Consider the following 22,827-nt stretch of genomic DNA (forward strand, 5'->3'; position numbering starts at 1 on the left):
GACCGGCGGACACGCCCCTGGCCCGCTACCGTCAGAACCGACCGTCGCGCAGCCGCTCAGCCAGATCGTCGCGAGAACGAGGACGGCGCGCCGCTGCCTCGAGCATTCGCTTTTGGGCGTCATAGGTTTTCTCCATGGTTTCGAGCTGCTCGGTCAGTCGGCCGGCGCGCTCGCCGGAGCGGCGCAGGGACAGCAGGAACAGCAGGATCGCGAGGGCCGTGACGCCATAGCGGAGCCCCGTGCGCATCCATGCCGATCCGGCGAGCGCGGCGAGGTGCCCACCGATCACCGCCGCCCCCGGCGCCAGTCGTCGAGTCGGGCGTAGATCGTGACCGCGATGCCCCCGAGCGCGACGGCGATGAACACCCAGCGGAGCGTGTCGAGGTACGGCACCAGCGGCAGGATAGCGGTCTGGGTCTCGGCCAACACGCTCTGGGCGACCTCGACGCCGGCTGCGCCCAGCGTAGCCACTCCGGCCGCGCCTCCACCCTTCATCGTGCGGCTGTCAGCCAGCACCTCGCGCGCGGGGGGCGTCTCCGCTGCAAATGCCGTCGCCCGGCCCGGGAACCGCTCGCCCCACTTACGCGCGGGGCCAAGATCGACATGGATGAACCCCGAGCGCGGATAGAAGCCGAAGCCGAGGAACCCGACCTCGCGCGCCGCGGCCTCGAAGGTCATGGGGTCGTGGTTCGCCATGGCGATGTCGAAGGCGGCGCCGTCCATGTGCTTCGACCGGGTCGCGCCGCCGACGGCGCGGTTGTGCTCGGGGCTGCGATAGGCTGAGCGGACGATCAGCGGCTTGCCCAGCCGGTCACGCAGCGCCTGCAGCTTGTCGAGCGCGGGTTCATTGACCAGCAGCTTGCCGGTACCTCGGCAGGCGATTTCCGCAGGCGAGAAGTTTGGCCAGCGCCAGGTGCCCTCAGGCACGTCGCGCCAGTGGTCGTAGAACGTCGTGGTCATGGGGTCCTCCGAAAACGAAAAACCCGCCTCGTGGGCGGGTGCTGGTGGGCTGATGGTTGTGTTGAGCGGCTACGGGCTGCCGCCGAAGATCTTCAGCTTGATGGCGATGCCCGCGAGCAGCGCCAGCATGACGCCGGTGGTGATCATGCGGACGGCAGTCTGCATGGCGGTGCGGCGCACCAGCCGGATGCAGTCCACGAGGGAGCGAAGATCGCGGATGTCGAGCGCGGCCTCGTCGCCGTCGAGCCCGACATCGGCCAGCGCGCGCTTCGCGCCTTCCTCGGCCGCCCGGGTCAGGATCGCCTCGAACTCGGCATCGGGGATGCGCACGAAGCCCTCGGATCGGGGTGGTGTCATCGGATCCTCCTTCTGCCGCTTAGCCGATCTTGCAGCCCCAGAAGGACGTGTGGTCGGCGGCGAAATAGCCGTCCGCCACGCGGAAATACCCCTGCAGCTCGACGGTATCGCCGGCCGTCAGCGGGACCATGGTCTGCAGCCAGATCGCGGTGGCGAGCGAGACGTGGGTGGCGGAGGTCTCACCCATCGAGCCGCGGATTTCCGTCGTCCCGTTCAGCACCAGCCGCCCCCGCATGCGCGCGGTCGTGCTGGCGTTGACCTTGTAGAGTAGCGTCGCGCCGAAGAGGTAGGTGCCGTCCACGGGCGCCACGAAATGGTTGTTCGTGGCGTCGAAGGCGCCCTGGTCGTTGTAGTCGGTGTTGTTCAGGCCGATCTTCGTCCAGGTCCCGACGCCGACATAGTTGTCGTAGTTGGTATACGCCTTGAACCTGGGCAGCCGGGGCTGGTCGACGATGCCGGTGGCGTTGTCGACGCTGAGCCCGTCGAAGAAGGTGCTGCCGTCGGCCGAGACCGCCAGGCGGAACCTGTCCGAACCGAACAGCCCAACCAGCGCCTTGGTGACGAAGCCGGTCTGCAGGGTCAGCCCGAGATCGTCGCCCGCGGCCTCCTTGTTCATGGTGTAGAACAGATCGCCCGTTCCGCCCTCGGCCACGGTCTTCGCCGTCCAGAGCGCCGCATTGAGCTTGGCCGAGAACGGGTTCGAGGCGTCGGCCGTGGTGCCGATCCCGAGCAGTGCCATGTTCTGCAGCGTCGATGGCGTGGTGCCGATCCAGCCCGCGCCGTCGTAGACCAGCAGCAGGCCCTCGTCCTCGACCCATGCGCGCCAGCCGGTGCGCGGCGGCAGACGCAGCCAGGCGCCGTCGGTCCAGAGCGCGACGTTCAGATCCCAGCCGGACCAGTCGCCCGTCGCGCCGGAGCCGACGATGTGGCGGTCGCCATCTGCAGGCGAACCGGGTGGCGCTGTCAGATTCCGGTCGAGGACAGAAAGCTGGACGAGCCCGTCGAGGATCCGCAGCGCCTCGTTGTGGGTGACGTGCTTCTGCGCCTGTGCCGCGAGGATGTAGGGCAGCAGGAGATGGGTCGTGGCGTCGGACATGGGTTGGCTTTCAGAACGTGAGCGTGACGGTTTTCGGCGCGCCCCGCCCGCCCAAGGCGGAGAGCTGGGAGATGCGGACGTCGAGCGTGTCGCCGGGGCCGAGCGGCGCGCCCCAATCGGCGGTCTGCTGGGCGGCGGTGTAGACCGCGCTGGTGGTGGCGGTGCTCAGCACCCGCTTCACGGTGGCGCCGTCGAGGATCTCGACCTCGTAGGCTTCGATCTCCTCGGCCAGCGGCACCTCCAGCCCGCCCCAGCTGTCGGCCGCGAGTGCGCGCGACCGGCGCGTCCAGCGGATCGCCAAGTCGCCGGGTGTGCGGGGTTTTCGCCACGGCTGCTCGACATGGGCGACGGAGAACGGCCGCAGTCCGATGCCTGCGGGCGTGAAGGCTTGCGCCACGTAGGTCTCGTCGCTGACCGGGCGGCTCGCCGGGCCGATGCGCCAGTTCCACGGGATGCCGAGATCGGCCTCGGCGATTGGCAGGGACGCCAGCGCGGTGTCCAGCACGACGACCCGTGCGCCTGCCGGAGCCGGGTTGCCCATGGCGCCCTCGGTGCCACGCTGGCCGCGAAGCAGGCGCGTCAGGCTGTAGCGTCCCGGCGCGAGCAACTCGGCCACGCCCGCCTGCACGATCTCCCAGACGCCGGGCGCGCTCTCGATGGCCAGCGCGTTCGCTCCGCCGAAGAGGGTCAGGTCCGTGACGCTCTCCAGCGTGCCGGTCAGCAGATCGACCACCAGCGCATTGCCGAGGTCGAAGCGAGACGTGGGCCCCGCGTAGAAGTCCGTGACCAGCATCCCGATCCGGGCGCGGCTGCCAAACGTGGTCAGCAGCTCGAAGCCATCGGTCGAGGGGCTGCGGAACACCGCCATCTCGCCGGGCCAGGGAACCGCGTGAGCGGCGACCAGTGGCCGGTGTGCCGGCTGGTCCTCGGTCAGCTGCGGCAGGTCCATCAGTACCGCATCCGGCGCGCCGAACACCACGGCGCGCGTCAACGACGCCGCGCGAGGGTCTCCGGGCGGCAGATCGTAGGTCGCTCTGTCGTGGCGCACCGCCTCAATGCCGCGTGCCTCGGCGTCGGCGATGGAGACGAGCCGCAGATCGATCAGCCTCCCGTCATGTGAGAGCCGGATCGCATCGGCCGGATCGAGCGCGAGACGCGACGGCGGCAGACGGAACGCCGCGGTCTCGCGCCCCACCCACGCCTCCATCAACGCACGGCGGCAGCGGCGCTCGGCCTCCTCGGGCGGCACGGCCATGGGGAAGGACTCAGAGGCTATGCGAGTCGTATCCACGGTGATGCGCCGCGCTTCGACGAGGGCCGCGTCGTAATCCTCGTCGGCGCGGGCGACCTGCCATTTCAGCGCCTGGGGCAGTTCGGTCTCCTGGCCGCGCGTCAGTTCCAGCACGTCGCCCTCGCGGGCGGCGACCAGATCGTCGGGTGTGAGGGTCGCGACAGACGCCCGGCCGCGCATGACGAAACGGATAACGCCCTCGGTCTCGACCGCGTCGAAGCCGAAGTGGCGCGACAGCGTGGTGATCGAGGCGCGCGGGCTTTCGAGCGCCGTGATGGCGTAGCCCTCAACCGCTCCCCAGAGGCCGGAGACGTCGATGCGGTCCTCGGGCAGCCCGGCGCGGAGACAGAGGTGCCGGACAAGGGCCGCCAGCGACACCGCCCCGAGACGTCCGGTCAGCCAGTGCCCGAGCCGCCAGTTCGCGCCGTCCGTCCAGACGTCGGTCAGGGCCGGAAAGAACGGGTATGGTCGCGCGTCCCAGGTCCAGGCGGCGCATTCGGGGACATGCACCATCCGGCCGCCGTAGACCGAGGACACCGGATTGTTCACAGCCTCGCCCCACCAGAGATACGTCGCCTCGAGATAGGCCCGCTGAATGGCGTCATCCCGCCAGCCCCGCGAGAAATGCGGCGTGAAGCTCTCGGATGACTTCGGATCGAAGAAGACGTTCGGCTGGTTCGTGCCCCGGTCGATGGCAGGGCAGCCGAGCTCGGTGAACCAGATCGGCTTTGACTCCGGCGTCCATGCCGTCGGCGTGCCGCTCTCCACCCCGCCCGGGCGGTCGTAATGCGCGTTCGACCACCAGGCGCGCAGATCCTTGTAGCGGAACACCCACGGCTTGTCGGCGGCGCCGTCGGTGATTGCGGTCCGGATCTGTGCCGAGCGATCGGCCGCACTGGCATAGAACCAGTCGAAGCCTTCGCCGCCCGCGATGTTCGTCTGCAGGTAGCCGCGGTCGTAGATCGCAGGCCAGCCCTCGGCCGCGTCGGCATGCTCGAACCCGTCCCGCCAGTCGGAGAGCGGCATGTAGTTGTCGATCCCGACGAAATCGATCTCCGGGTCGGCCCAGAGCGGATCGAGGTGGAAGAGCACGTCGCCCGAGCCGTCGCCGGGCTGGTGCCCGAAATACTCGCTCCAATCCGCCGCGTAGCCAATCTTCGTCGCGGACCCGAGGATCGAGCGGACATCGGCAAGGAGGTCCCGATACGCCTGCACCGCCGGATAGGTGGCCGCGCCCGAGCGGATCGTGGTCAGTCCCGGCATCTCGGTGCCGATGAGGAAGGCGTCAACGCCGCCCGCCGCCGCGCAAAGATGGGCGTAGTGCAGCACCATGCGCCGCAGGCCCCAGTCGCCGGATGGCCCGGTCCACGCAACCGACTGACCCGAGACGCTGAAGCTGGCGGGCGTGGCCGCGCCGAACAGCGCCGCGACCTGGTTTGCGGCCGTGGCGGTCTTGTCCACGGTTCCTGCGAACCCCGCAGCGGGCGAGCAGGTGATCCGGCCCCGCCAGGGGAAGGCAGGCTGGCCAGTCTCTGCGGCGTTGTCGGAATACGGGTTCGGCAGCGTGTTGCCCGGCGGCACATCCATCAGGATGAAGGGATAGAAGGTCACCCGCAGCCCGCGCGCCTTCATCTCCTGGATCGCCTGCACGACGGCGAAGTCGGACGGCGTGCCGCCGTAGACCGGGCGGCCCTGGTCGTCGCGGCTAACGAGGAAGGCGCTGGCGCGGCTGACGCCATTGACCGACCAGCTGGCGGGCGTGGTCGACTTGGCCGACACCTCGACGCCCGGCCGGACCTTGCACGATCCCGCGCGCAGGTCGTCGCCGAACCAGGCGACTACGAGACTGACGCTCTCGACCGCCGGCGCCATCGCCTGCAGCCGGTCGAGGGCCTCCACCATGTCGGTGGAGTCTGCCAGCGCGTTCAGGTTTTCGGCCTGTGTCCCGCCGCCGTCGGTTTTGCGGATGGCCTGCGTGGCGTAAGTGAACTCGCCCGAGGCCGGGATCATCGTCACGGCCTGCACCAGCCCCTCGGCGGTGTCGGGATCGGCCAGCGGGCAGAACACCTCGAAGGAGAGCTGCGGCAGGCGGTTCCCATAGGTGGAGAGCGCCAGTTCCTCGAAGACGACATAGGCGGTGCCGCGATAGGCGGGCGTGTTCGCCGTGCCCATCCTGGCCGCGATGAACGGGTCCGCCGTCTGCGCCTCGTCGCCCGGATACCAGCGCCAGGTGACGCCGGAGAGGTCCATCGGCTTGCCGTCGGCCCAGATGCGCCCGATGCCGGTGATCGGCCCCTCGCAGAGCGCCACGGCGAAGGAGGAGTAGTACAGATACTCGGTCGTCTTGACCTTGCCGCCCCCTCCGCCCTTGCCGCCACCCTGCGTGGTGGTCTTGGTCTCCTCGCGGAAGTCCGTCGCCCAGATGATGTTGCCGCCCATGCGCATGCGCCCGTAGAGGCGCGGGATCACCGCGCCTTCGGTGGCCGAGGTGATGCGCAGCGTGTCGAGCCGCGCGCCCTCGATGCGCTGCGTGGGCGCCAGCGACGAGATGATCCAGCTGTCGACGACAGAGCCGATACTGGAGCCGATGAAGCCGCCGATGGTCGCGGCACTCACGCCGAGGATCGCCCCGCCGATCGAACCGCCGATGGCGGCGCCGGCCGCGCCGAGGACAAGCGTTGCCATGATCGGGTCTCAGCGTTGCGGGAACAGGAAGGCGAAGGCGATGCGCCGCCGCCAGGAATGCGTGAGCGGTTCCTCGGTCACACCGAACCGCTCATAGGCGTGGAGGAAACTGTCGGGCCCGGTCAGGATGCCGACATGCTTGGCGATGGCGCGGGGCTTCATGCGGAACAGCACCAGCGCGCCGGGGCCGGCCTCTACGGGAGGCACCTCGATCATCATGGATCGCGCGCCTTCCACCAGGACCTCGCGCGGGCCCGCCTCGCCCCAGTCGCGGCTGTAGGGCGGGATCGGGAACGGCTCGGGGCCGACGGCCTCGCGCCAGACGCCACGTGCGAGCCCGAGGCAGTCGCAGCCGACGCCGCGGAGGCTCGCCTGGTCGTGATACGGCGTGCCGAGCCAGGAGCGTGCGATGGCGATGACGCGCTCAGGATCGGCCGATGCGAGAGGTTGCGTCACAGCACGCCTCCGTCGTGGCCGCCGTCCTTCGTCGCGTAGCGCAGGACCGCGTCCTGACCGGGGATGTGCGGGAAGCCCCGGAAGTTGGCCGTGTTGGCGAACTTCGCGCCGCAGGTTTCCATGCGCTTGTCGCAGCCCGCACGGATGGTGAAGGCATCGCCCTCGGAGATCTCGCGCACCGGTGCCTCGAGCAGGGTCAGCACAGCGATGCCGTCCGTGACATCATGGCCCAGCACCTCGGTGCGCCGCCCCGCGTTCGCGCCGGAGGTCCATTCGACCGTGCCGAAGGTGAACCAGCCGGCCTCAAAACTGCCGAGCACTGAGGCAGTGAAGGCCCGGTCGCGCAGCACGTCGATCACGGCGCCCGCGCCCTTGAACGCCGGATTCTCCAGGCCGACCCCGCAGCGCGCGTCGCCGAGCGCGGCATCGCAGGTTGCCTGAAAGGCCCGTCCGACTGTCTGGCCCAGCACATGGGCGAGCGAGCGGACCTCGGCCACAAAGGCCAAGCGCCCGCGCCGGATCTGGCCGATGGCGCCGCGCCGCATCAGCACGCGCTGGCCGGTGTCGGCCCAGTTCACCCGCCAGACCTCGACCTCGGCGTTGTCCCAGCGCCCATCGAGAATGTCGGTCTCGGTGATCCGGTCCGAGGTCAGCACGCCTTCGGCGTCCTGCGCATCGACCGACAGGTCCGAGCCCGAGCGCACTTCGGACGCCGTCAGCCCGCTTTCCGGCTCGAAGTCGGTCCCGTCGAAGCTGAGCGTCCGGTCGTGATCGGTGAATCCGAAGGCGACGCCGTCCGCGCGGGCGATCCGCCAGCACCAGGCGAGCGTCGTCGTGCCCTCGTCGAGATGGGCCTGCAGGGCGGGATCGAGGGTCTTCATCGGCGCAGTTCCAGAAGCGGAATGGAGGTGATCGAGCCGAGCCGCTCGAGGTCGAGCGTCACGTCGAGCGCATCGGTGTCGAAGCGGACGGGCACGTCGAAGGCGAAGCCCGCAGTGACGGCGACGCCCGCGGCCGGCGCGGTGTCGAAGGTCACGACCCCGGTGGTCGTATCGACGGACCAGTCGTCGATCTGCTCAGCGCCATCGAGCGCGACCCGCACCGTGCCGGCGACCGGCTTGGCGATTGTCCGGGTCCAGGTCTGGCTGCCCGAGGCGTAGTGCTTGACCAGCTGGAAGGCGGTCGTCGTGCCGTCGCCAGTGCCGATCGACTGATCCGTCGGCGACGGCGTGCCCGAAGGCAGGCAGGACTTGTGATCGCCCCAATCCTTGAACCGGAAACCGTGCAGGCGCCCGTTGCGCGCCTCGAAGAAGGCGACGACCGCCGCCAGATCGTCGGCGCGGCGAATGCCGTAGGCCACATCGTAGCGGCGGCGCGAGTTTGCCCAGCTGGCGTTGCGCTCCTCGTCGCCCGAGGCGAGCTCGACGATCTGGGTGCGCCGCTCCGGTCCACCGCGCGCGCCGCGACTGATGTTGTCGGGAAACCGGACCTCGTGAAACGCCATTACATGCCTCTCCGCCCGAGCGACACGGCGCGGGCGATGTCGGCCGCGACCTGCGTCCGGGACTGCCGGAAGCTCTCGGCGTCGCGGGCCATGATGGTGACGTTGACGCCGCCGCCCGCGCCGTAGCTCTGCGCCTCTCGGCGCGACAGCACCCGCTCGCCGCGCTGCAGGATCGCGGGCACCTCGTCGTGACGAAGTCCGGCCATGCCGCCAGCATGCATCCGGGGCGCAGCGGCGAAGGCCATGGCCGGGACCATCCGCGAGGGTCCGGCCGATCCGACCATCCCGCCCGCATGCAGGACGTTGGCGAAGATGCCGCCCGCGCCGGAGAGAACGCCCGAGAGCGCGTTTGCGATCGGTCCGAGGATGAACCGCCGTGCCGCCAGCTGGGCGAGATCGGCGAGCAGCGAAGTGACGAGATCGCGGAAGTTCAGCTTGCCGGTCTTCACGAACTGGCCGACGGCGTTCTCGGCCGACTGGAAGGCGCCGACGAGGCTCTGGCCGATGTCGCCGCCGATGTCGCGCGCCTTGCTGGCGTAGTCCGACAGCGCCGCCGTGACCGCCTGCCAGCCGGTGAGGGCCGTCTCGACGTTGGGTGCGCCCGCGGATGCTGCCGCGCCTGCGGCAGCGCCGGCATCGGTCGCCGCCTGCCCGGCGCCGTCGAGCGCGGTCTCGAACCGCTCCGCCGCCGCCGTGGCCTCGGCCAGCGCATCGGCGCCGTCCTCGTCAGTGCCGCGCACCGCATCCCGCAGCGCCTGCCAGCTTTCGAGGGGCGCGCGGGCACCTTCGGCCAGATCGCGCGCGGCGCCGCGATAGAGGTTCGCGGACTCGAGCGCGCGGTTTGCCGCCTCGGTAAGACCGAGATCGGGTGCGGTGAGCGGGTTGTTCTCGAAAGCCCGGTCGAACGCCGCCTGCGCCGCCGTCGTGGCAGCGTTGGCCGCACCCTCGAAGCGGTTCTCGATCTCGCCGAGATCGAGGTCGGGCACCAGCGAGATGCGCCGCTCGGACCCGAGCGCTTCCAGCCCCTGGTTGATCCCGCCAATGAAGCCGTTGATGCGCGAGACCACGCCGTTCAGCATGGCCTCGACGCCGTCGACCAGGCTGTTGGCCGCCTGAAACGCGAGATCGCCGATGGCGGCGGGCAGCAGACCCCAGATCGCCTTGATCGCCTCGTAGGCGCCCTCGAACGTGTTCGCCGCCGTGTTGCCGAAGCCTACCACGCTCTCGATGGCGCTCTGCATGCCCGAGGCGGCATCCGCCTTCAGGTCGAAGAACATCGCGGTGGCGGCCGCACCCGCCGCACCGGCGCCCATCCTGATCCGCTCCCAGACTTCGACCGCGAGGTCCTTCAGGAGCGACATCGCCTCGCCGAAACCGCCCGCGCCGGAGACAAGGCGGGTGAACTGGTAGACGAGCTCCCCCGCGCCGACGATCAGCGCGCCGATACCGGTGCGGATCAGCGCGCCCCGCAGCACGACGAGCGCAGTGGCGAGACCTCGGACGGAGAGCGCGGCTGCGGCCATGCCGGCGATCCAGCGTCCCGCGAGGAAGGCGGCGAAGGTCGCGGCATAGGTGGTCAGGCGACCGATGTTGTCGAAGAGGCCGCGAATGGCGATGCCCAGCGGTCCGGTGCGGCTGGCGACCGCCGCCATGGCGTTGGCGACCGCTTCCAGCGCGGGGGCTGCAGCGACGGCCAGCTGGTTCGACAGCCCGCGCCAGATCAGCCCGAGCCGAGAAATGGCATCGTTCGTGCGCTCGATCTGGTCGGCATCCTGCTCCGACACGACGACGCCGAAGGCGAGGACATCCTCCGTCGCCTGGCGCAGCGTCGCCGTGTCGATCCGCGACATGGCGATCGAGCCTTCCTCGCCGAAGAGCTGGCCCGCGACGGCCGCGCGCTCGGCCGCTGGCACAAAGCTCTCGATGGCCGCGTTGATGGCGCCGACGCGCTGATCCAGTGGCAGGGCGATCAGCTCGTTGGCCGAGAGCCCGAGCCGGTCCAGCGCGTCGGCGGCAGGGCCGCTCCCGGCGGCCGCCTGGCTGAGACGGCGCGTCAGATCCTTGGTGGCCTGTTCGATGCCGGACATCGAAACGCCCGCCAGCTCGCCCGCGCGCTCCAGCGTCTGGATCGAGGCGACGGTGGTGCCGAGGGACTGCGCGAGCTTGGCCTGCGCGTCGATGGTCTGGAGCCCCGAGCGGACCATGGCGATGCCAGCGGCGGCGGCGGCCGCCACGGCGGCTGCGGCGGCCACACGCACCCGGCGCGAGAAGGACGCGAGCCGGGTGTTGGCCGCTTCCATTTCCCGGCTGAGCCGACCGAAACCTCGGGCACCGGCTTCACCGACGCCTTCCAGTTCGGCGCGCACCTGCCGACCACCGACCGCCGCAAGGCGGACGCTGACGCGTTTTTCAGCCATTGGGGCTTTCCATCTGTTCGTTGAGTTTGGCCACCATCACCGCTTCGATGACGGGCAAAAGTTCGGCCATGGCGAGCGGCGGCACGCCGAGCGCGTCACCGAGCGCCAGCGCGGCCGACATGTCCCAGCCGACGACTGCGCCGGGCAGCACCCGCAGCTGCCCCCCGAGACGGCCGACAAGGTCCCAGACCTGCCAACCCTCTGGCGTTTCAGGACGGTTCAGCCGCGCCGGGCAGTCCGGGCAGGCTTGCGCACAGGCCTCGCAGTACCGGTCGCCCCCGCCGAAGGACCATTCGGCGAGAGCGCGGAGGCGTTTTTTTCCTGTTCCAGCAGCAGACCCTTGGAGACGTAGGTCAGCTGGAAGGCTTCGAAGATCGGCCAGACGTCGAGCAGCGCGTCGATGGTCTCGGGGCTCGGGTCGATGGGATTGCCGTCGGCATCGCCGATGCCCTCCCAGGCAAGCACCGCACGGCGCGCGAGCGCCTTGGCGAAGGCGACGGCGCGTTCCTCGTCCGACGCATCCTCGGTCACCGACTCGACGGCGGGATCGCTGCGCGTCGCCACCATCAGCGCGGTGGTCAGCGGGCGCAGCTGCACCCGAACGCCGGGGGCGAGCTCATGCCAGCGCGGGGCATTGGTCAGGTCGAGCGTCAGCATCCTCAATACACCTCGATGTCGTTGATCAGGGTTGCCGTGCACATCCGGCCGACCACGCTGTCGCGCGCCGCCTGCCAGTCGAAGGTCGCCTGCACGCCCTGCGGCCCGGAAATCTCGATGCGCGGGCGCGGCAGGTAGACGGCGTGCACGGTGAAGGTGAAGCTCTCGCCCGAGGGCAGGACGTAGGCGAACTCCATCTCACAGGCCTCGCCGTTGATGGCCTGCGTCACCATCGTCTGGTCGGCGAACCGCACCTCGATCCGGCCGGTCAGCGCGGCGATGGACGGGTCCGCGCCGTCGATGCGCCCGTCCGAGCGGATTGTCTCGATCCGGTCGAGATTGTTGGCATAGGTGATCTCGGCAGAGACCACGTTGCCGAGCGCCGTGCCATTCCGCGTGATCGATCCGTTGAAGTGACCGAAGCGCTTGAGCTCCAGCGCGGCGGGTGTTCCCGCGCTGGTCGTCGTGCCCACCGTCTCGCCCTGCGCCACCAGACGCGCCGTGGCGGTCAGCAGCCCCGAGCGCTGCATCTGCCAGGTGATCTGGTCGAGCACGCAGCCGGAATACATGGCAAAGCGCGGCACCTCCGGCATGCCGGTCTCGATCGACATGCTGGGCAGCGTCCAGGACCCCGACTGGAACTCGTGGCTGTAGGGCGCCTCCGCGCCCGTGGTCGTGGGTGTCCCGAACGCCGCCTTCAGCCAGAAGCCGAAGGCCTCGGCGTCGAGCGGCACGACGACATCTCCATCGGCGGTTACCGCGTCCTTGATCGGCGCCAGCGGATCCCGGCCGTATCCCAGCAGCTCCGAGTTCAACAGCGGCTGCTCCGCCCCCAGCGACGTACTGGCGAAGGGCATGCGGGTGAAGCCGCTCGCGGGCGGCGTTCCATAGGTCGTCTCGAACGCAAGCGCCATCTGCGCCCGCGCCCCCTGGGCTCGTGCCATCGTGTTCTCCTCGGGTTGTCGGGGTCAGCCGAGCGGATCGGCCGTGGAATAGTGCAGGACGACCGGGATCACGGCGGCCTTCAGGCTCGCCGCGCCCTCGACCGGCAGATCGACCGGGCGCGGCGCTTCAGCCTCGACCCAATCGCAGAGCCCGCCAAGCGTGCGGTCGGCGGCAATGGCCGCGCCGATGCTGGCGGTCAGCGCGTCGAAGGCGGCGTCACGGTCGGCGCCCTGCACGACCGCCTCGATCTCGGCGTGGTGCTGGTAGTGATAACGCAGCGGTGAAAGCGTCACCTCGGGCTCCCCGGGCTCGCCGTCGCGCAGGATCAGCAGCCCCTCGGCCGGAACGCGCTCGGGCAGGACGTCGCCGCGGAGCGCGGTAGCGGGCAGTGCCGAGAGCCGCGCATGCAGCGTGGCGAGGATGGTTTCGCGTGGGGTGGGCATGTTTCCGTCTTCGTGCGGAACCGACAATAAGGTCAGAGAAGGTCGCCGAAGCTCGCGATCTTCAGCCTGAAGCGGTGGTTCGCGGCCCAGTCGTCCTTAATGGCGTCAGCCTCCTCGACGCTCAGAAGGCCTTCGACAATCATCTGAACCGTCAGATCGACGGTCCCGAGAACCACGAGACCGCCATTGATGCGACGCGCTTCGTTCGCTGCGCGCCTATCGTCCAGAGCGAGACCGGCGCCGATCGAAATGGCGTGTGCGATAGTGGCACTTTCACCGATGCCGAGGCGTTGCGTGCCAGTCAGTTGTCCGAACATCTCCAGGGCAGCGTCGTCCTCCACGCGGCAGACTTCGCAGCATCCTGCGGCAACTGCGGCTTCGAAGCGGGCGAGCTGATCCAAATACACATCGGTTATTTCGCCAGCAGCATGATCTGTGACCAGGAACTGTGGAGACAAATCCCGGATGAGATCCATCCGGTCAATCCGGAGGAAGTTCACCAGAACAGACGTGTCTGTAACGAGGAGAACGGATGGCGGCGCAGGCATCTTGGGCGTCACTCGGCTCGCGCTGCTTCAGCAAGCTCTAGCAGCTTGCGCCCGTCAACGCCGACGGTCTTGCCCACATCGAGAAGTCGTCCTCGGGAGATTTCGCCGAGCCGATACGCCTCAAGCGCCAGATGAGCCACGCGGCCCCGAAGCTCTCGGGTTCCTCTCTTGCCACTTACCGGTGCCTCGAGATCCTCAAACAGGTCCAGCGCCCGCAGGTAGTCCCTCCCGGCCTCCTCCTGCTCGGATGACAGAAGCAGGACGCTCTCCGGTTGATTGATGTAGCGAAGGCTCTTCAGACGATAGACCGCCGCCTGATAGCTCACGCCGAACCTGTGCGCGATGAAAGCGACATCCTGAAAGCCGATCGTCTGGGAGCGCGGAGCCGGACGCAGCTGACCCTGAATGCTACCGCCGGTCGCTACATCGAAGACGATCTGATCGGTGCGCGCCGGCTGGCCCTTCCCGAGCTGGCGCAGTTCCTCTTCAAGCCCCACTTCAGGAAGCAGGAAGGCCGCGGCGAATGCATTCGCGCGCTGCTCGATCCTTTCGCGGCTGTTGTCGGCGCTGCTGACGCCGACGACCCTGTTGCGATCCATCAGGGCATGCGCGTACTCGTGCGCCAGCGAGAAACGCTGGCGGGCGCGCACATGTCCCGCATTCACGAGCACTGCCATGCCGATGCTCGGATGATGCAGGAACAAGCCAGACATGGTGTGCGGGAGATCGACGACCGATGCCCAGATTCCCTGATCGCCGAGCAATTCCGTCACGTCGGCAATCGGGGCGCTTCCAAGCTCAAGTCGCCTTCGTTCCTGTTCAGCCACACGCTCGCCCTGAGCGACGGCTTCCCCGGTCGATCGCGGTACGGGCTCACGATATGCTGGCGGCCCATCCCGCTCCTCGCGCCCCAGCAAGCTCTCCAGGCTGATACCTTCGCGGCAAATTTGTACACAGCGGTCCACCTCGATCCGCACCTCCGGATCTGCGTCGAGCCCGGGGGCAATTCGATGCAGCGCCACGACGACATCTTCTTCGGCGTCCGGCACGTCCGCGAGAAACCAGCTGACAGGGCGACGATAGAGATCCGCTAGGCGCGCAAGTTCCATGGTGGACACTGAGCGGTTCCCTCCTTCGATCTGAGTGACGGCCGTGCGGGGAAGGCCAAGCGCTTCGGCAGCGTCGGCCTGACTGATTGATGCGAGTTCTCGTGCCTCCCTCAGTCGACGAGACATTTCGGTGCGGTTCATGACGGGTTCCTCGGTGTGCGTGTCGGGCTTCTCCCGGCCCCCACGTGGGGACAAGATAGGCTGATCGCACTATAACGTCAAATTCTTACTTGAACGTTCGATTGCCGCACACCACATCATGGCCATGCCACCGAAAGGAGGTGATGGGCATGGCAGGCAAGAACCAGCACGTGGTTCGGCGCGAGGACGGCTGGGCAGTTCTCGGCGCCGGCAACAGCCGCGACACGGCGCGCTACGGCACGCAGGCTGAGGCAATCGACCGGGCCACCGAGATTGCGCGAAACCAGCAGAGCGAAGTTCTGATCCACGGGCGTGACGGTCGGATCCGCGAGCGTAACAGCTACGGAAACGACCCTTTCCCGCCCCGCGGCTAAGAACGGCGCGGAGGACCCTCGGGGCCCTCCGCGCACCAGCTTGTTTTCAAATCCGCTCCTCCACCCAGTTCACCACGATCAGCCCCGGCACGCTGTCCAACGCCCGGTCTGCATCCCGCGCCAAGTCCAGCCGCTTCGGCAGCTTGACCTGCGGCACCAGCAGGAAGATCGGCGCGGTGACCTTGCCGCGCCCGGTCTGAGAGCGCGACACCACCGCTTGACCCTTCGTGTTCAGCCGTCCCTCCGCCACAAGCAGGCTCGGGCCCGTCCGGCGATAGACGAACCGCAGGCGCAGCCCACGACGCCGTTCCCATTCGCCGGGCGTGATCCGGCCGCCGCGCAGGGACTTGCCTGCGGCGGGCAGCGGGATGGCGAGCCAGAACCCGTTCTTCGAGCGGATCAGCGGGCCGGTGTCATGCGCGCCGACGATGACGGGGGCCTTCGACCAGACCAGCGCCGCGGCGTCGAGGCTCTCGCCCGACCTCGGGAAGTTCTGGCTGCGGATGGAGTTGGCGAGCCGCGTGCCGAGCCCTGCGCCGGTGATCTGCAGCCGCCATGCGGTCTTAAGCCCGGTCCCGGCCTCGCGCATGGCGGCCGTCACCGCGCGTTCGCCCGCCGCGACCTCGGCCGCCATCATCGCGACGATGTCGGGATCGATGTCGAGCTTCAGTTTCACGCGGGCCTCAGATCGACGGTCCAGACCAGCCGCTCGCGGTCGCGAACCGGCTCGCCCTGGACGAGGAAGGCGTCGCCATCGATCTCGATGCGGTCGCCGGGACGCGGGGTCGCCACCTCGGCGACGCGCAGGTCGATCCGCGTGGTCTCGGACCAGAGCCGCGCATCGCCGAAGTCGGTGATAGCGTCGGCGCGCCGGGCGACGATGCGCACCAGCACGGGCGCGCCGCCGTCGGCGATGTAGACCGCATCCCGGCCGATGTTCGGATCGGCGAAGAGCGCACCCACGGCGGCAGCGAAGGCGCTCATCAGAACGCCGCGTTCAGGCGCACCCGGCCGATGGTGTCGCCTGCGCCGCTGGCCACCGCTTCCACAGCCACACCGATGAGGGTGCTGTCAGTGGCGACCGTGGTGCAGCGCTTGTTGGTGTCGTCCCAATAGACCTTTGCGCCGACGGTCCAGGCCTGGGAGCCGACCTTGGTGATGTCGAACACGCCGACGAGCGCGGTCTCGACGGGCTCGCCGAGGGCCGCCGCTCCGGAGGCGATGCCGAAGATGGAGCCGACGAGCAGGCCATCGCCGGAGGCGACGGCATAAGGCGCGGTCAGGGTGATGGTGTTGCCGGGCTGGACGTAGTTTTTCATGGGGAGGATCCTCGTGGAAAGACGAAGGGCGGCCCGTGAGGACCGCCCGTGTGTCAGGTTTCAGCATTGGATGCGGGTTACGCGCCCGGGTTCTTGTAGAGGCCGCGCCAGTCGATGGCCTTGGCGCCGAAGTCGAGGCGGCACTTGATCTCGACGCCGTCGACGTCGAAGCCGTTGCGGGTCTCGATGTAGGCGCCCTGCTGGCCTTCCAGATAGGCGTATTCGATGGTGTCGATCTGGTTCGGGCTCGCCGCCAGATACCAGGCGGTTTCGCTGGCGGCATCAAGCCGGGGCTCGCTGATCGGCGCCAGCGTGCGGATCGATTGCGGCACGACATTCCCGCTCTGCGCCGGCACGAGGTTCTGGGCGACCAGTTGCTCGGCCTTCAGTTCTAGCGAGGCAGGGACGATCAGGAAGGCGGGACGGACGTTCAGCACGGTCTTCTTGTCGAGCCCGGTCTGCTTGGCCATGGCGGCGCGGGCCGCACCGACGCTGCTGACATCAAGCGCCGCCCCGGTACCTGCCAGGTTCTTGTGTGTCGTGTGGAACAGCGCCGTGCCGTCGGCCATGGCCGGGTTCGAGGTGACGATCCCCCAGACCACGTCCGACTCCAGCTGGGCGATGGAGTTGCCGTACATCGCCGGGATGCGGGTGAAGGCGTCGAGATCGTCGTTGATCAGGACCTGCCGGGTGATCGCGACCACCCGGCCATAGGTCTTGACCTTGTAGCTCTCCTTGCTCTCGCCCAGCGTGCCGCGCTTGAACTCGCCGCTCTCGCCTACCTCCAGCAGCTGCGGCGCCTCGCCAAGCTGGACCCGGTGCATCGCCTTGAAGTCGGTGGCGAGCACCTGGCGGCAGAACAGCATGAAGGTGCGGGGATAGGCCTCGTAGGCCTGCCGCAGGGTCTTGTTGGTGACCGCCGACAGGATCTCGGGGAAGTCCGATGTCGAATGCAGCGCCCGCGTCGCCACCTCGTCGCGCGACAGGCCACGGGTGTTCACCCCGGCATTGCCGAGGCTTTCGCGGGCGAGTTCCAGCAGCGTCATGCCGCGATACTGGCGCGCAGCGTCTTCCAGCTGGAACAGACTCGGGCTGTAGCGGTGCAGCAGCGCATTCGCCACCGCGTCGCGGCGGGTGATGCGCTCGTCGCGGCCACCCAGCGGGACGGAGACATGGGGGAAGGTCCGGGTCTCGTCCGACTTCGCCGCGACCTGATCGAGGATCAGGCGGCGGGACTCGTCGACGCTGACGCCGCGCTTGACCAGATCCTCGGCGAAGCCGCGCTCGAGGTTCAGGCGACCGGCCAGATCGTAGATGGTCGAGACGCGGTCGCGCTCGGCCTCGCGCGCGCGGGTGGCGACCGCTTCGGTGTCGGGCGCTGCGGGAGTGTCGGTCGTCTGAAGTTTCGGCTGCGCGCGGGTTTCGCTGGCGGCGACCTTCGGGGCGGGCGCAGCCGCTTTCGGCTCGGTCATGGCGGTGTCCTCGGTTTCGACCGGCTCGGTCGGCTGGGTGGTGGCGGGGGTGGCGGCGTCGCTCGCCGGCGTCTGGGTCTGCTCCGTCATCGGGATGGCTCCTGTCGGGCTTGAAGGGGCGTCCCGGCGGTGAAGGACGCAATCGTGAAGGGGATGCTGGGCGCGGAAGCCCGCGGCGGGATCGGCGCCGACCGCGACCGCGGAGACCTCGAAGGGTGTCCAGTCCACTGCCCGCCAGAGTTCGCGCGCGGCCTCGGGTTTCGAGACTTCGAAGCGGTGGACCTGGTAGCCGATGGAGACCGCGCGGATGTGGCCTGCCTGAATGTCGCGCCAGATCGGCTCGACATCGGCGCGCTCGCTGATCCGCACCAGCGCGATGCCGCGTCCGTTCTCGATCCGCGCCGAGCCCGGCACGACCGAGCCGATCACCGCGTCGAGCGTGTCGAGCTCGTGCACCTTCAGGAACGGCGCGCCCGCGTTCAGCCGGTCGAGCCGGACATGGGCGGGGTCGAGGCTCAGTTCCTCGTCGTAGGGCTCGCCGAAGAAGGTGGCGCGGCGAACGCGCGCGCCGGCCGACCAGACCACCTCGACGGTGCGGCTGTCGGCGTCGGCCGTGTTCGGCGCAAGCTCCGCCGACCGGCGCATGGCCGGCAGTTCGATCATCGTGTCCATGAAGGTCAGTCCTGTTGGTCGGCCTGCGCCGGGTCTGTATCCGCGTCGGCGGTCGGGTCGTCGGTGTCCGGTTCGTCGGCGGCCGGATCGGTTGCCGGGTCGCTGGTCTGCGCGCTGCCGGTCTTGGTGACGCGGCGCGGGTCGCTGTCGAGCACCAGCCCCAGCGCATCGAGCTTGGCGTTGGTCGCCGCGATCTCGGCCAGCACGGCGTCGGGATTGCGGCCCTGCCGGGCGATCACCTCGGCCAGCGTCATGGTGCCGGAGCGGATCGACAGCAGGTTCGCCATCGCATCCTTCTGCGGATCGACCGCCTCGAACTTCGGCGGCGACCATTCCACCGGCACGGTCGGCGACGGGATCTGGCCCGCCGCCCATGCGGCTTCGGTGAACCAGCGCCAGACGGGCGCGCAGAACATCGGAATGAACAGCTGCCACTGCACGGCGTCGATCTGGCGGCGGAACTCGACGAGCCCGGCCCGGATCGAGGAATAGTTGACCTGGGAGAGGTCCCCGGTCAGCAATTCATACGGCACGCGGAACCCGGCCGAGATCGTGTGCAGGCTCGCCCGCTTGTACTCGCCGTAGCCGCCGGTCGCCGCGGGCTGGTTGAAGCGAATGTCCTTGCCGCCACGGGCATAGGCGATCAGCCCCGGCTCGAACTGCTCGACCCGGTTGCCATCGGCATCGACCACGGCGGGCGCGATGCCCTGCTGCGCCTCGTCATCCCCGAAGACGATGGCGGTGACGCAGGCCTCGGTCTTCTTGCGCACGATCTCGGCCACCTCGTAATCGTCGAGATCACGCAGCGCCCGGATGACCGGCGCGCCCCATGGAACGCCGCGCGCCTGCGTGCGCTGCTTCTCGTAGACATGGGCGATATCGGTCGCCGGGACCGGGCGCGATCCGAGCCCACCGTTCAGCGCACCCCACGCGTTGCCCGGGTGCTCGGCATGGAGCCAGTAGGCCCGTCGCTTGCCGACCGGGTCGAACTCGATCCCCTGCACCAGCCGCCCGGCGCCGAGGGCGCCGGATTTCGTGGCATCGAGGAAATCCGCCTCGAGCACCTGAAGCTGCAAGGGCACCGGCAGGCCGTCCGAGGATCGCCGCAGGCGACGACGCACCAGCACCTCGCCCGCTTCGATCATCTCCCGGCAGATCAGCGTCTGCAGTCCGTAGAAATCGAGCTGGCCATCCGCATCGCAGGCCTCGGCCCATCGCTCGAAGAGATCGTCGACGCGGCGGTCCAGCGCCTCGTCGCCACTGGCGGCGCGCGGCATGATGCCCGCGCCGACGATATTGTTCACCAGCACCGCCACGGCCTTGGCCGCATGCGGGTTGTTGCGCACGAGATCGCGCATCCGGTCGCGCAGCAGCGCCCCGGCCATGCCGATCTCGGTATCGGCCGAGGATGCGGGCGCGCGCCAGCCATCAGTGCGACGCCCGCGCGCAGCGCCGTCATAGCCCCGCGCGAGCGTTTCGAAGGCCTGCCGCGCCAGCACCCGACGCGCAGCAGTTCGTGGGGCGACCGACGCGATGGCGCGGTCGAACCAGTTCACGGCCATCACCTGTCCCCGCGCGAGAAGCCTGCGAGACCGGCCACCGGCAGCGGCCGGCCGACACCCGCGATGGCGCGCTCGATGATCCGGATGCGGGCGAGTAGATCCTCGGCCGAGCCGTAGTCGACGGACTTGCCGTCATAGCTGACCCGGGTGGTGCCGCTGGCATAGGCCCGGCGCAGTGCCGAGAGCTCGGTTTCCGTCCAGTCGGTCATTGCCTGTTTCCCTGTCGGGCCATCAGCCCTCCACGCCTCTTGTTCAAAACCATCCTCCGCGCCGCCCAAGCCAGTCGGAGCGGCGCTTGCCCTGCGGGGCCTGTCCCGGCCGGTTGATCTGCCCGGCGGGATCGGTGTCACCGAAAGGAGCGGCCCCGAGTTGATCTTCGAGGTCGCGCCATTTCGCCTCAGACCACCGATCCGCGCCCGCGATCCAGGCGGCGGCGCGGGCGTAGACCCGGCAATCCAGCGCCTCGTTGCGTTCGCGCAGCTTCTGCCAATCGAGCTTCGCGAAGCCGCGCTTGGTGCGGACGGTCACCAGCTGTTCGGCCACGAGCTGCTTCAGCCATTCGTTCTCGACCCAATGCGGCAGGTGGATCGTGCCGGGCGGAAAGGCCGCACCCTCGGCCCGTTCCTCGGTCGTCGGTCTCTCCAGCCGCAGGAAGCGGTAGGTCTCGGCCTTGAAGGTCGAGACGGCCACCGTCCAGAGCCGGGCGCCGCGACGCAGGCGCTTCCCGCCCTCGGTTGCATCCACGAATGTGGGGCCGGAGACCGGGCTGGAGCGATTGAAGCCTTCGAGCCCCTTGACTGGCGCGACCTGTGCAAAGCCGACTTTGCGCGACCAGGCATAGACGGCCGGGGCTTCGTAGCCCGTGTCGATGGCGAGCCGCGCGATCCGAAGGTGCGCTCCGTTTTCATGCGGCCACGACCGGTCGAGGAGTGCCGTCAACTGGTCCCAAGCATCATGCCGATCCGGCCCGCCCTCGATCACGACGTGATCGACGAGCCAGCTCTCAAGCCCTCGGCCCCAGGCCCAGACATCGACCTCGATGCGGTCCTTCTGGACATCCGCGCCCGCCGTCAGGAACAGCCCGCCCGCTGGCACCGTGCCTGGCTGCCACTCCTCGCGGCGATCGTATAGCCGCTGCCAGTCCGGCGCCTCTCCGGTTTCGATCCATGTCTCGCCGAGGATCGTGTTGCGGAACGCCTTGATCGCCTCGTCGGAGCCTTGCGCCGCCTCCCAGCTGCGCGCAATCCGTGACCAGCTGAGCCAGCCGACAGGTGAATAGAGCGCCGAGAGGTGGTAGCCAACCGTGGTGGGATCAGCGGCGACAGCGGTCGCCCGCCATTCGCCGCGCTCCAGCATCGCCGTCTTGTGGTGCTCCGCGATGGGTTGATCGCAGCTCTCGCAGAGATACTCCGCCGTCTCCGGCTTGCCCTTCTGCCAGCGCAGCCGATCGAACTTCATCCACTGCATCGCCCGGCAATGCGGGCACGGGACGAAGTAGCGCCGCTGGTCGGACGCCTCGAACTCGCGCTCGATGCGGCTGAGCCCCCGGATCGTCGGCGTCGAGATCAGGAACACCTTGCGCCGGTGGGCGAAGGTCAGCGACCGTGCCTCAGCCAACGTCACCGGGTCGCCTTCCTCGTCGGCTGAGGCCGGATAGGCGTCGACCTCGTCGAGGAAGATGTAGCGCGCCGGGGTCGAGCGCAGCCCGACCGCCGAGTTCGCGCCCGTCATGATCAGGATGCCGCCCGCGAATTCCTTGGACAGCATCGTGTTCCCGGCATCGCGGGATCGGGCCGGTTTGACCCGCTCCCGGAGCTCGGGACTTTCGTCGATCAGCGGGTCGATCCGCTGGCGCGAGTTGCGCTTGGCCAGTTCGACCGTGGGCTGGACCGCCAGCATCGGGCCCGGGGCCTGATGGATGGCGAAGCCGATCCAGTTGTTGCCGGCTTCCGTCGCGCCGACCTGCGCAGCCTTCATGAACACGACCCGTTGCGCCGCGTCGCCGGGTGACAGCCGGTCCATGATCTCCCGCATGTAGGGCGTTCGCATTGTGCGGTAGCGCCCCGGTTCGGCCGAAGCGCGGGACGCCAACATCCGGTGCCGGTCCGCCCATTCCGAGACGGTGAGGTCGGGATCCGGTCGGATCCCGTTGCCCCAGGCGCGCAGGATCTCAGCCGCGCCTTCGAAATCCCTCAGGCCATCTTCATCACCGGAATTCGGGCCGGACCTCGGCGAGTTCGTCGAGGTGGGCGCGTACATGTTTCTCCAAGGTCTTCTGCATGGCGGCCGCCTCCACGCCGAGTTCGGCCGCCATCAGCGCCGCCGCGCGAGCCGGCCAGTTCACCCAGGCATCGCGCTCCTCGCGTGCCAGCCGGAACACGACCGCAACTGCCCGGGCGCGGTCGACGAGTTCTCCCTTGAGCTTCTGAAGCCGGATGCGCCGCTCCTGGGCCTTCAGCACCTCATTCGCGGTCTTGGCCTGCAGGAAGGTCGTGCCGCTGCCGACGGGCGGCGCGGCAAGCCCTTGTTCCCGCAGAGTGTCGCCAACGGCGGACACGGCCGCGTCGGGTACCGGCTTGAGCTTGGGCGCCGTGGTGCGCCGGGACTTCGACGGGTCCGTCATCGCCGCCCGGCGTGCATCGCTCGCCTCAGCGTCGATGCTGCCATCCTCATGGAGGACCAGCCGTCCAGCCGCCTTCGCCTTCTGGATCGCGCCCCGCGAGAGACCGACGCGCGCGGCGTATTGGCGCTCGCTCAGCCCCTGCATGGCGTTCTCCGACTATTGTTCAGATTCAGGTGCTTATCGAGTTGATAAGCGG

At 69.0% G+C, this 22,827-nt stretch carries 24 protein-coding genes; 1 reads left to right on the plus strand and 23 read right to left on the minus strand.

The window, feature by feature from the left end; genetic code table 11:
• Positions 1-31: 31 nt before the first annotated feature.
• The 15 genes from I9P22_RS01250 to I9P22_RS01320 form a co-directional block, all read right to left on the minus strand.
• Positions 32-289 (minus strand): hypothetical protein, encoded by a 258-nt coding sequence (locus I9P22_RS01250; RefSeq protein WP_199257608.1) that lies wholly within the window; start codon positions 287-289, stop codon positions 32-34.
• Positions 286-960, minus strand: coding sequence for a YcbK family protein (locus I9P22_RS01255; protein ID WP_199257609.1), 675 nt, complete (start codon positions 958-960; stop codon positions 286-288). The genes I9P22_RS01250 and I9P22_RS01255 overlap by 4 nt, the downstream gene beginning before the upstream one ends.
• Before the next feature lie 69 nt (positions 961-1,029).
• Entirely contained in the window at positions 1,030-1,317 is a 288-nt protein-coding gene (locus tag I9P22_RS01260) for a DUF6127 family protein (RefSeq protein WP_199257610.1), read from the minus strand.
• A 19-nt stretch (positions 1,318-1,336) separates the two neighbouring features.
• Positions 1,337-2,413 carry a DUF2793 domain-containing protein gene (locus I9P22_RS01265; protein WP_199257611.1) on the minus strand — a complete coding sequence of 359 codons (1,077 nt, stop codon included), beginning with the start codon at positions 2,411-2,413 and terminating at the stop codon, positions 1,337-1,339.
• Between the two features lie 10 nt (positions 2,414-2,423).
• Positions 2,424-6,389: a baseplate multidomain protein megatron gene (locus I9P22_RS01270; RefSeq protein WP_199257612.1), complete on the minus strand. Its 3,966-nt coding sequence runs from the start codon at positions 6,387-6,389 to the stop codon at positions 2,424-2,426.
• Between the two features lie 9 nt (positions 6,390-6,398).
• Entirely contained in the window at positions 6,399-6,845 is a 447-nt protein-coding gene (locus I9P22_RS01275) for an NlpC/P60 family protein (protein WP_199257613.1), read from the minus strand.
• Positions 6,842-7,726 carry a DUF2163 domain-containing protein gene (locus I9P22_RS01280; RefSeq protein WP_199257614.1) on the minus strand — a complete coding sequence of 295 codons (885 nt, stop codon included), beginning with the start codon at positions 7,724-7,726 and terminating at the stop codon, positions 6,842-6,844. The genes I9P22_RS01275 and I9P22_RS01280 overlap by 4 nt, the downstream gene beginning before the upstream one ends.
• Positions 7,723-8,349, minus strand: coding sequence for a DUF2460 domain-containing protein (locus I9P22_RS01285; protein WP_199257615.1), 627 nt, complete (start codon positions 8,347-8,349; stop codon positions 7,723-7,725). The genes I9P22_RS01280 and I9P22_RS01285 overlap by 4 nt, the downstream gene beginning before the upstream one ends.
• Complete coding sequence (locus tag I9P22_RS01290) at positions 8,349-10,766, minus strand: phage tail tape measure C-terminal domain-containing protein (RefSeq protein WP_199257616.1); 2,418 nt, start codon at positions 10,764-10,766, stop codon at positions 8,349-8,351. The genes I9P22_RS01285 and I9P22_RS01290 overlap by 1 nt, the downstream gene beginning before the upstream one ends.
• A complete protein-coding gene (locus I9P22_RS01295; protein ID WP_233253141.1) occupies positions 10,759-10,917 on the minus strand; it encodes a DUF7697 family protein in 159 nt (52 codons plus the stop codon). The genes I9P22_RS01290 and I9P22_RS01295 overlap by 8 nt, the downstream gene beginning before the upstream one ends.
• Before the next feature lie 68 nt (positions 10,918-10,985).
• Positions 10,986-11,423: a hypothetical protein gene (locus I9P22_RS01300; RefSeq protein ID WP_199257617.1), complete on the minus strand. Its 438-nt coding sequence runs from the start codon at positions 11,421-11,423 to the stop codon at positions 10,986-10,988.
• 2 nt (positions 11,424-11,425) lie between these two features.
• Positions 11,426-12,367, minus strand: coding sequence for a phage tail tube protein (locus I9P22_RS01305; protein WP_199257618.1), 942 nt, complete (start codon positions 12,365-12,367; stop codon positions 11,426-11,428).
• A 24-nt stretch (positions 12,368-12,391) separates the two neighbouring features.
• Positions 12,392-12,811, minus strand: a complete 420-nt coding sequence (locus I9P22_RS01310; RefSeq protein WP_199257619.1) for an acyl-CoA transferase — start codon at positions 12,809-12,811, stop codon at positions 12,392-12,394.
• 32 nt (positions 12,812-12,843) lie between these two features.
• Positions 12,844-13,371 carry a hypothetical protein gene (locus tag I9P22_RS01315; protein WP_199257620.1) on the minus strand — a complete coding sequence of 176 codons (528 nt, stop codon included), beginning with the start codon at positions 13,369-13,371 and terminating at the stop codon, positions 12,844-12,846.
• Positions 13,368-14,609: a helix-turn-helix domain-containing protein gene (locus I9P22_RS01320; RefSeq protein WP_199257621.1), complete on the minus strand. Its 1,242-nt coding sequence runs from the start codon at positions 14,607-14,609 to the stop codon at positions 13,368-13,370. Before I9P22_RS01320 ends, I9P22_RS01315 begins: the two co-directional genes overlap by 4 nt.
• Before the next feature lie 149 nt (positions 14,610-14,758).
• Here I9P22_RS01320 and I9P22_RS01325 point away from each other — a divergent pair, with 149 nt between their 5' ends.
• Positions 14,759-14,983 carry a DUF2188 domain-containing protein gene (locus I9P22_RS01325; RefSeq protein ID WP_115981999.1) on the plus strand — a complete coding sequence of 75 codons (225 nt, stop codon included), beginning with the start codon at positions 14,759-14,761 and terminating at the stop codon, positions 14,981-14,983.
• Positions 14,984-15,029: 46 nt separating this feature from the next.
• On the opposite strand, the gene I9P22_RS01330 is transcribed toward I9P22_RS01325, so the two are convergent.
• The 8 genes from I9P22_RS01330 to I9P22_RS01365 form a co-directional block, all read right to left on the minus strand.
• On the minus strand, positions 15,030-15,659 hold the full coding sequence (locus tag I9P22_RS01330; protein ID WP_199257622.1) for a DUF6441 family protein: 630 nt from the start codon (positions 15,657-15,659) through the stop codon (positions 15,030-15,032).
• Positions 15,656-15,967, minus strand: a complete 312-nt coding sequence (locus I9P22_RS01335) for a head-tail joining protein (protein WP_199257623.1) — start codon at positions 15,965-15,967, stop codon at positions 15,656-15,658. Before I9P22_RS01335 ends, I9P22_RS01330 begins: the two co-directional genes overlap by 4 nt.
• Positions 15,967-16,302 carry a DUF2190 family protein gene (locus I9P22_RS01340; RefSeq protein WP_199257624.1) on the minus strand — a complete coding sequence of 112 codons (336 nt, stop codon included), beginning with the start codon at positions 16,300-16,302 and terminating at the stop codon, positions 15,967-15,969. Before I9P22_RS01340 ends, I9P22_RS01335 begins: the two co-directional genes overlap by 1 nt.
• A gap of 77 nt (positions 16,303-16,379) precedes the next feature.
• Positions 16,380-18,446, minus strand: coding sequence for a prohead protease/major capsid protein fusion protein (locus I9P22_RS01345; protein ID WP_199257625.1), 2,067 nt, complete (start codon positions 18,444-18,446; stop codon positions 16,380-16,382).
• Between the two features lie 5 nt (positions 18,447-18,451).
• Positions 18,452-20,008, minus strand: coding sequence for a phage portal protein (locus tag I9P22_RS01350; protein WP_199257626.1), 1,557 nt, complete (start codon positions 20,006-20,008; stop codon positions 18,452-18,454).
• The gene (locus I9P22_RS01355; protein WP_055456516.1) at positions 20,008-20,217 is read right to left on the minus strand and encodes a phage head-tail joining protein; all 210 of its coding nucleotides are present in this window, start codon (positions 20,215-20,217) and stop codon (positions 20,008-20,010) included. Before I9P22_RS01355 ends, I9P22_RS01350 begins: the two co-directional genes overlap by 1 nt.
• Before the next feature lie 43 nt (positions 20,218-20,260).
• Positions 20,261-22,267, minus strand: a complete 2,007-nt coding sequence (locus I9P22_RS01360) for a phage terminase large subunit family protein (protein WP_199257627.1) — start codon at positions 22,265-22,267, stop codon at positions 20,261-20,263.
• Positions 22,215-22,775 carry a hypothetical protein gene (locus tag I9P22_RS01365; protein WP_113439569.1) on the minus strand — a complete coding sequence of 187 codons (561 nt, stop codon included), beginning with the start codon at positions 22,773-22,775 and terminating at the stop codon, positions 22,215-22,217. The genes I9P22_RS01360 and I9P22_RS01365 overlap by 53 nt, the downstream gene beginning before the upstream one ends.
• Positions 22,776-22,827: the final 52 nt, after the last annotated feature.

The organism is Paracoccus binzhouensis (assembly GCF_016446475.1).
GTDB classification, from domain to species: Bacteria; Pseudomonadota; Alphaproteobacteria; order Rhodobacterales; family Rhodobacteraceae; genus Paracoccus; species Paracoccus binzhouensis.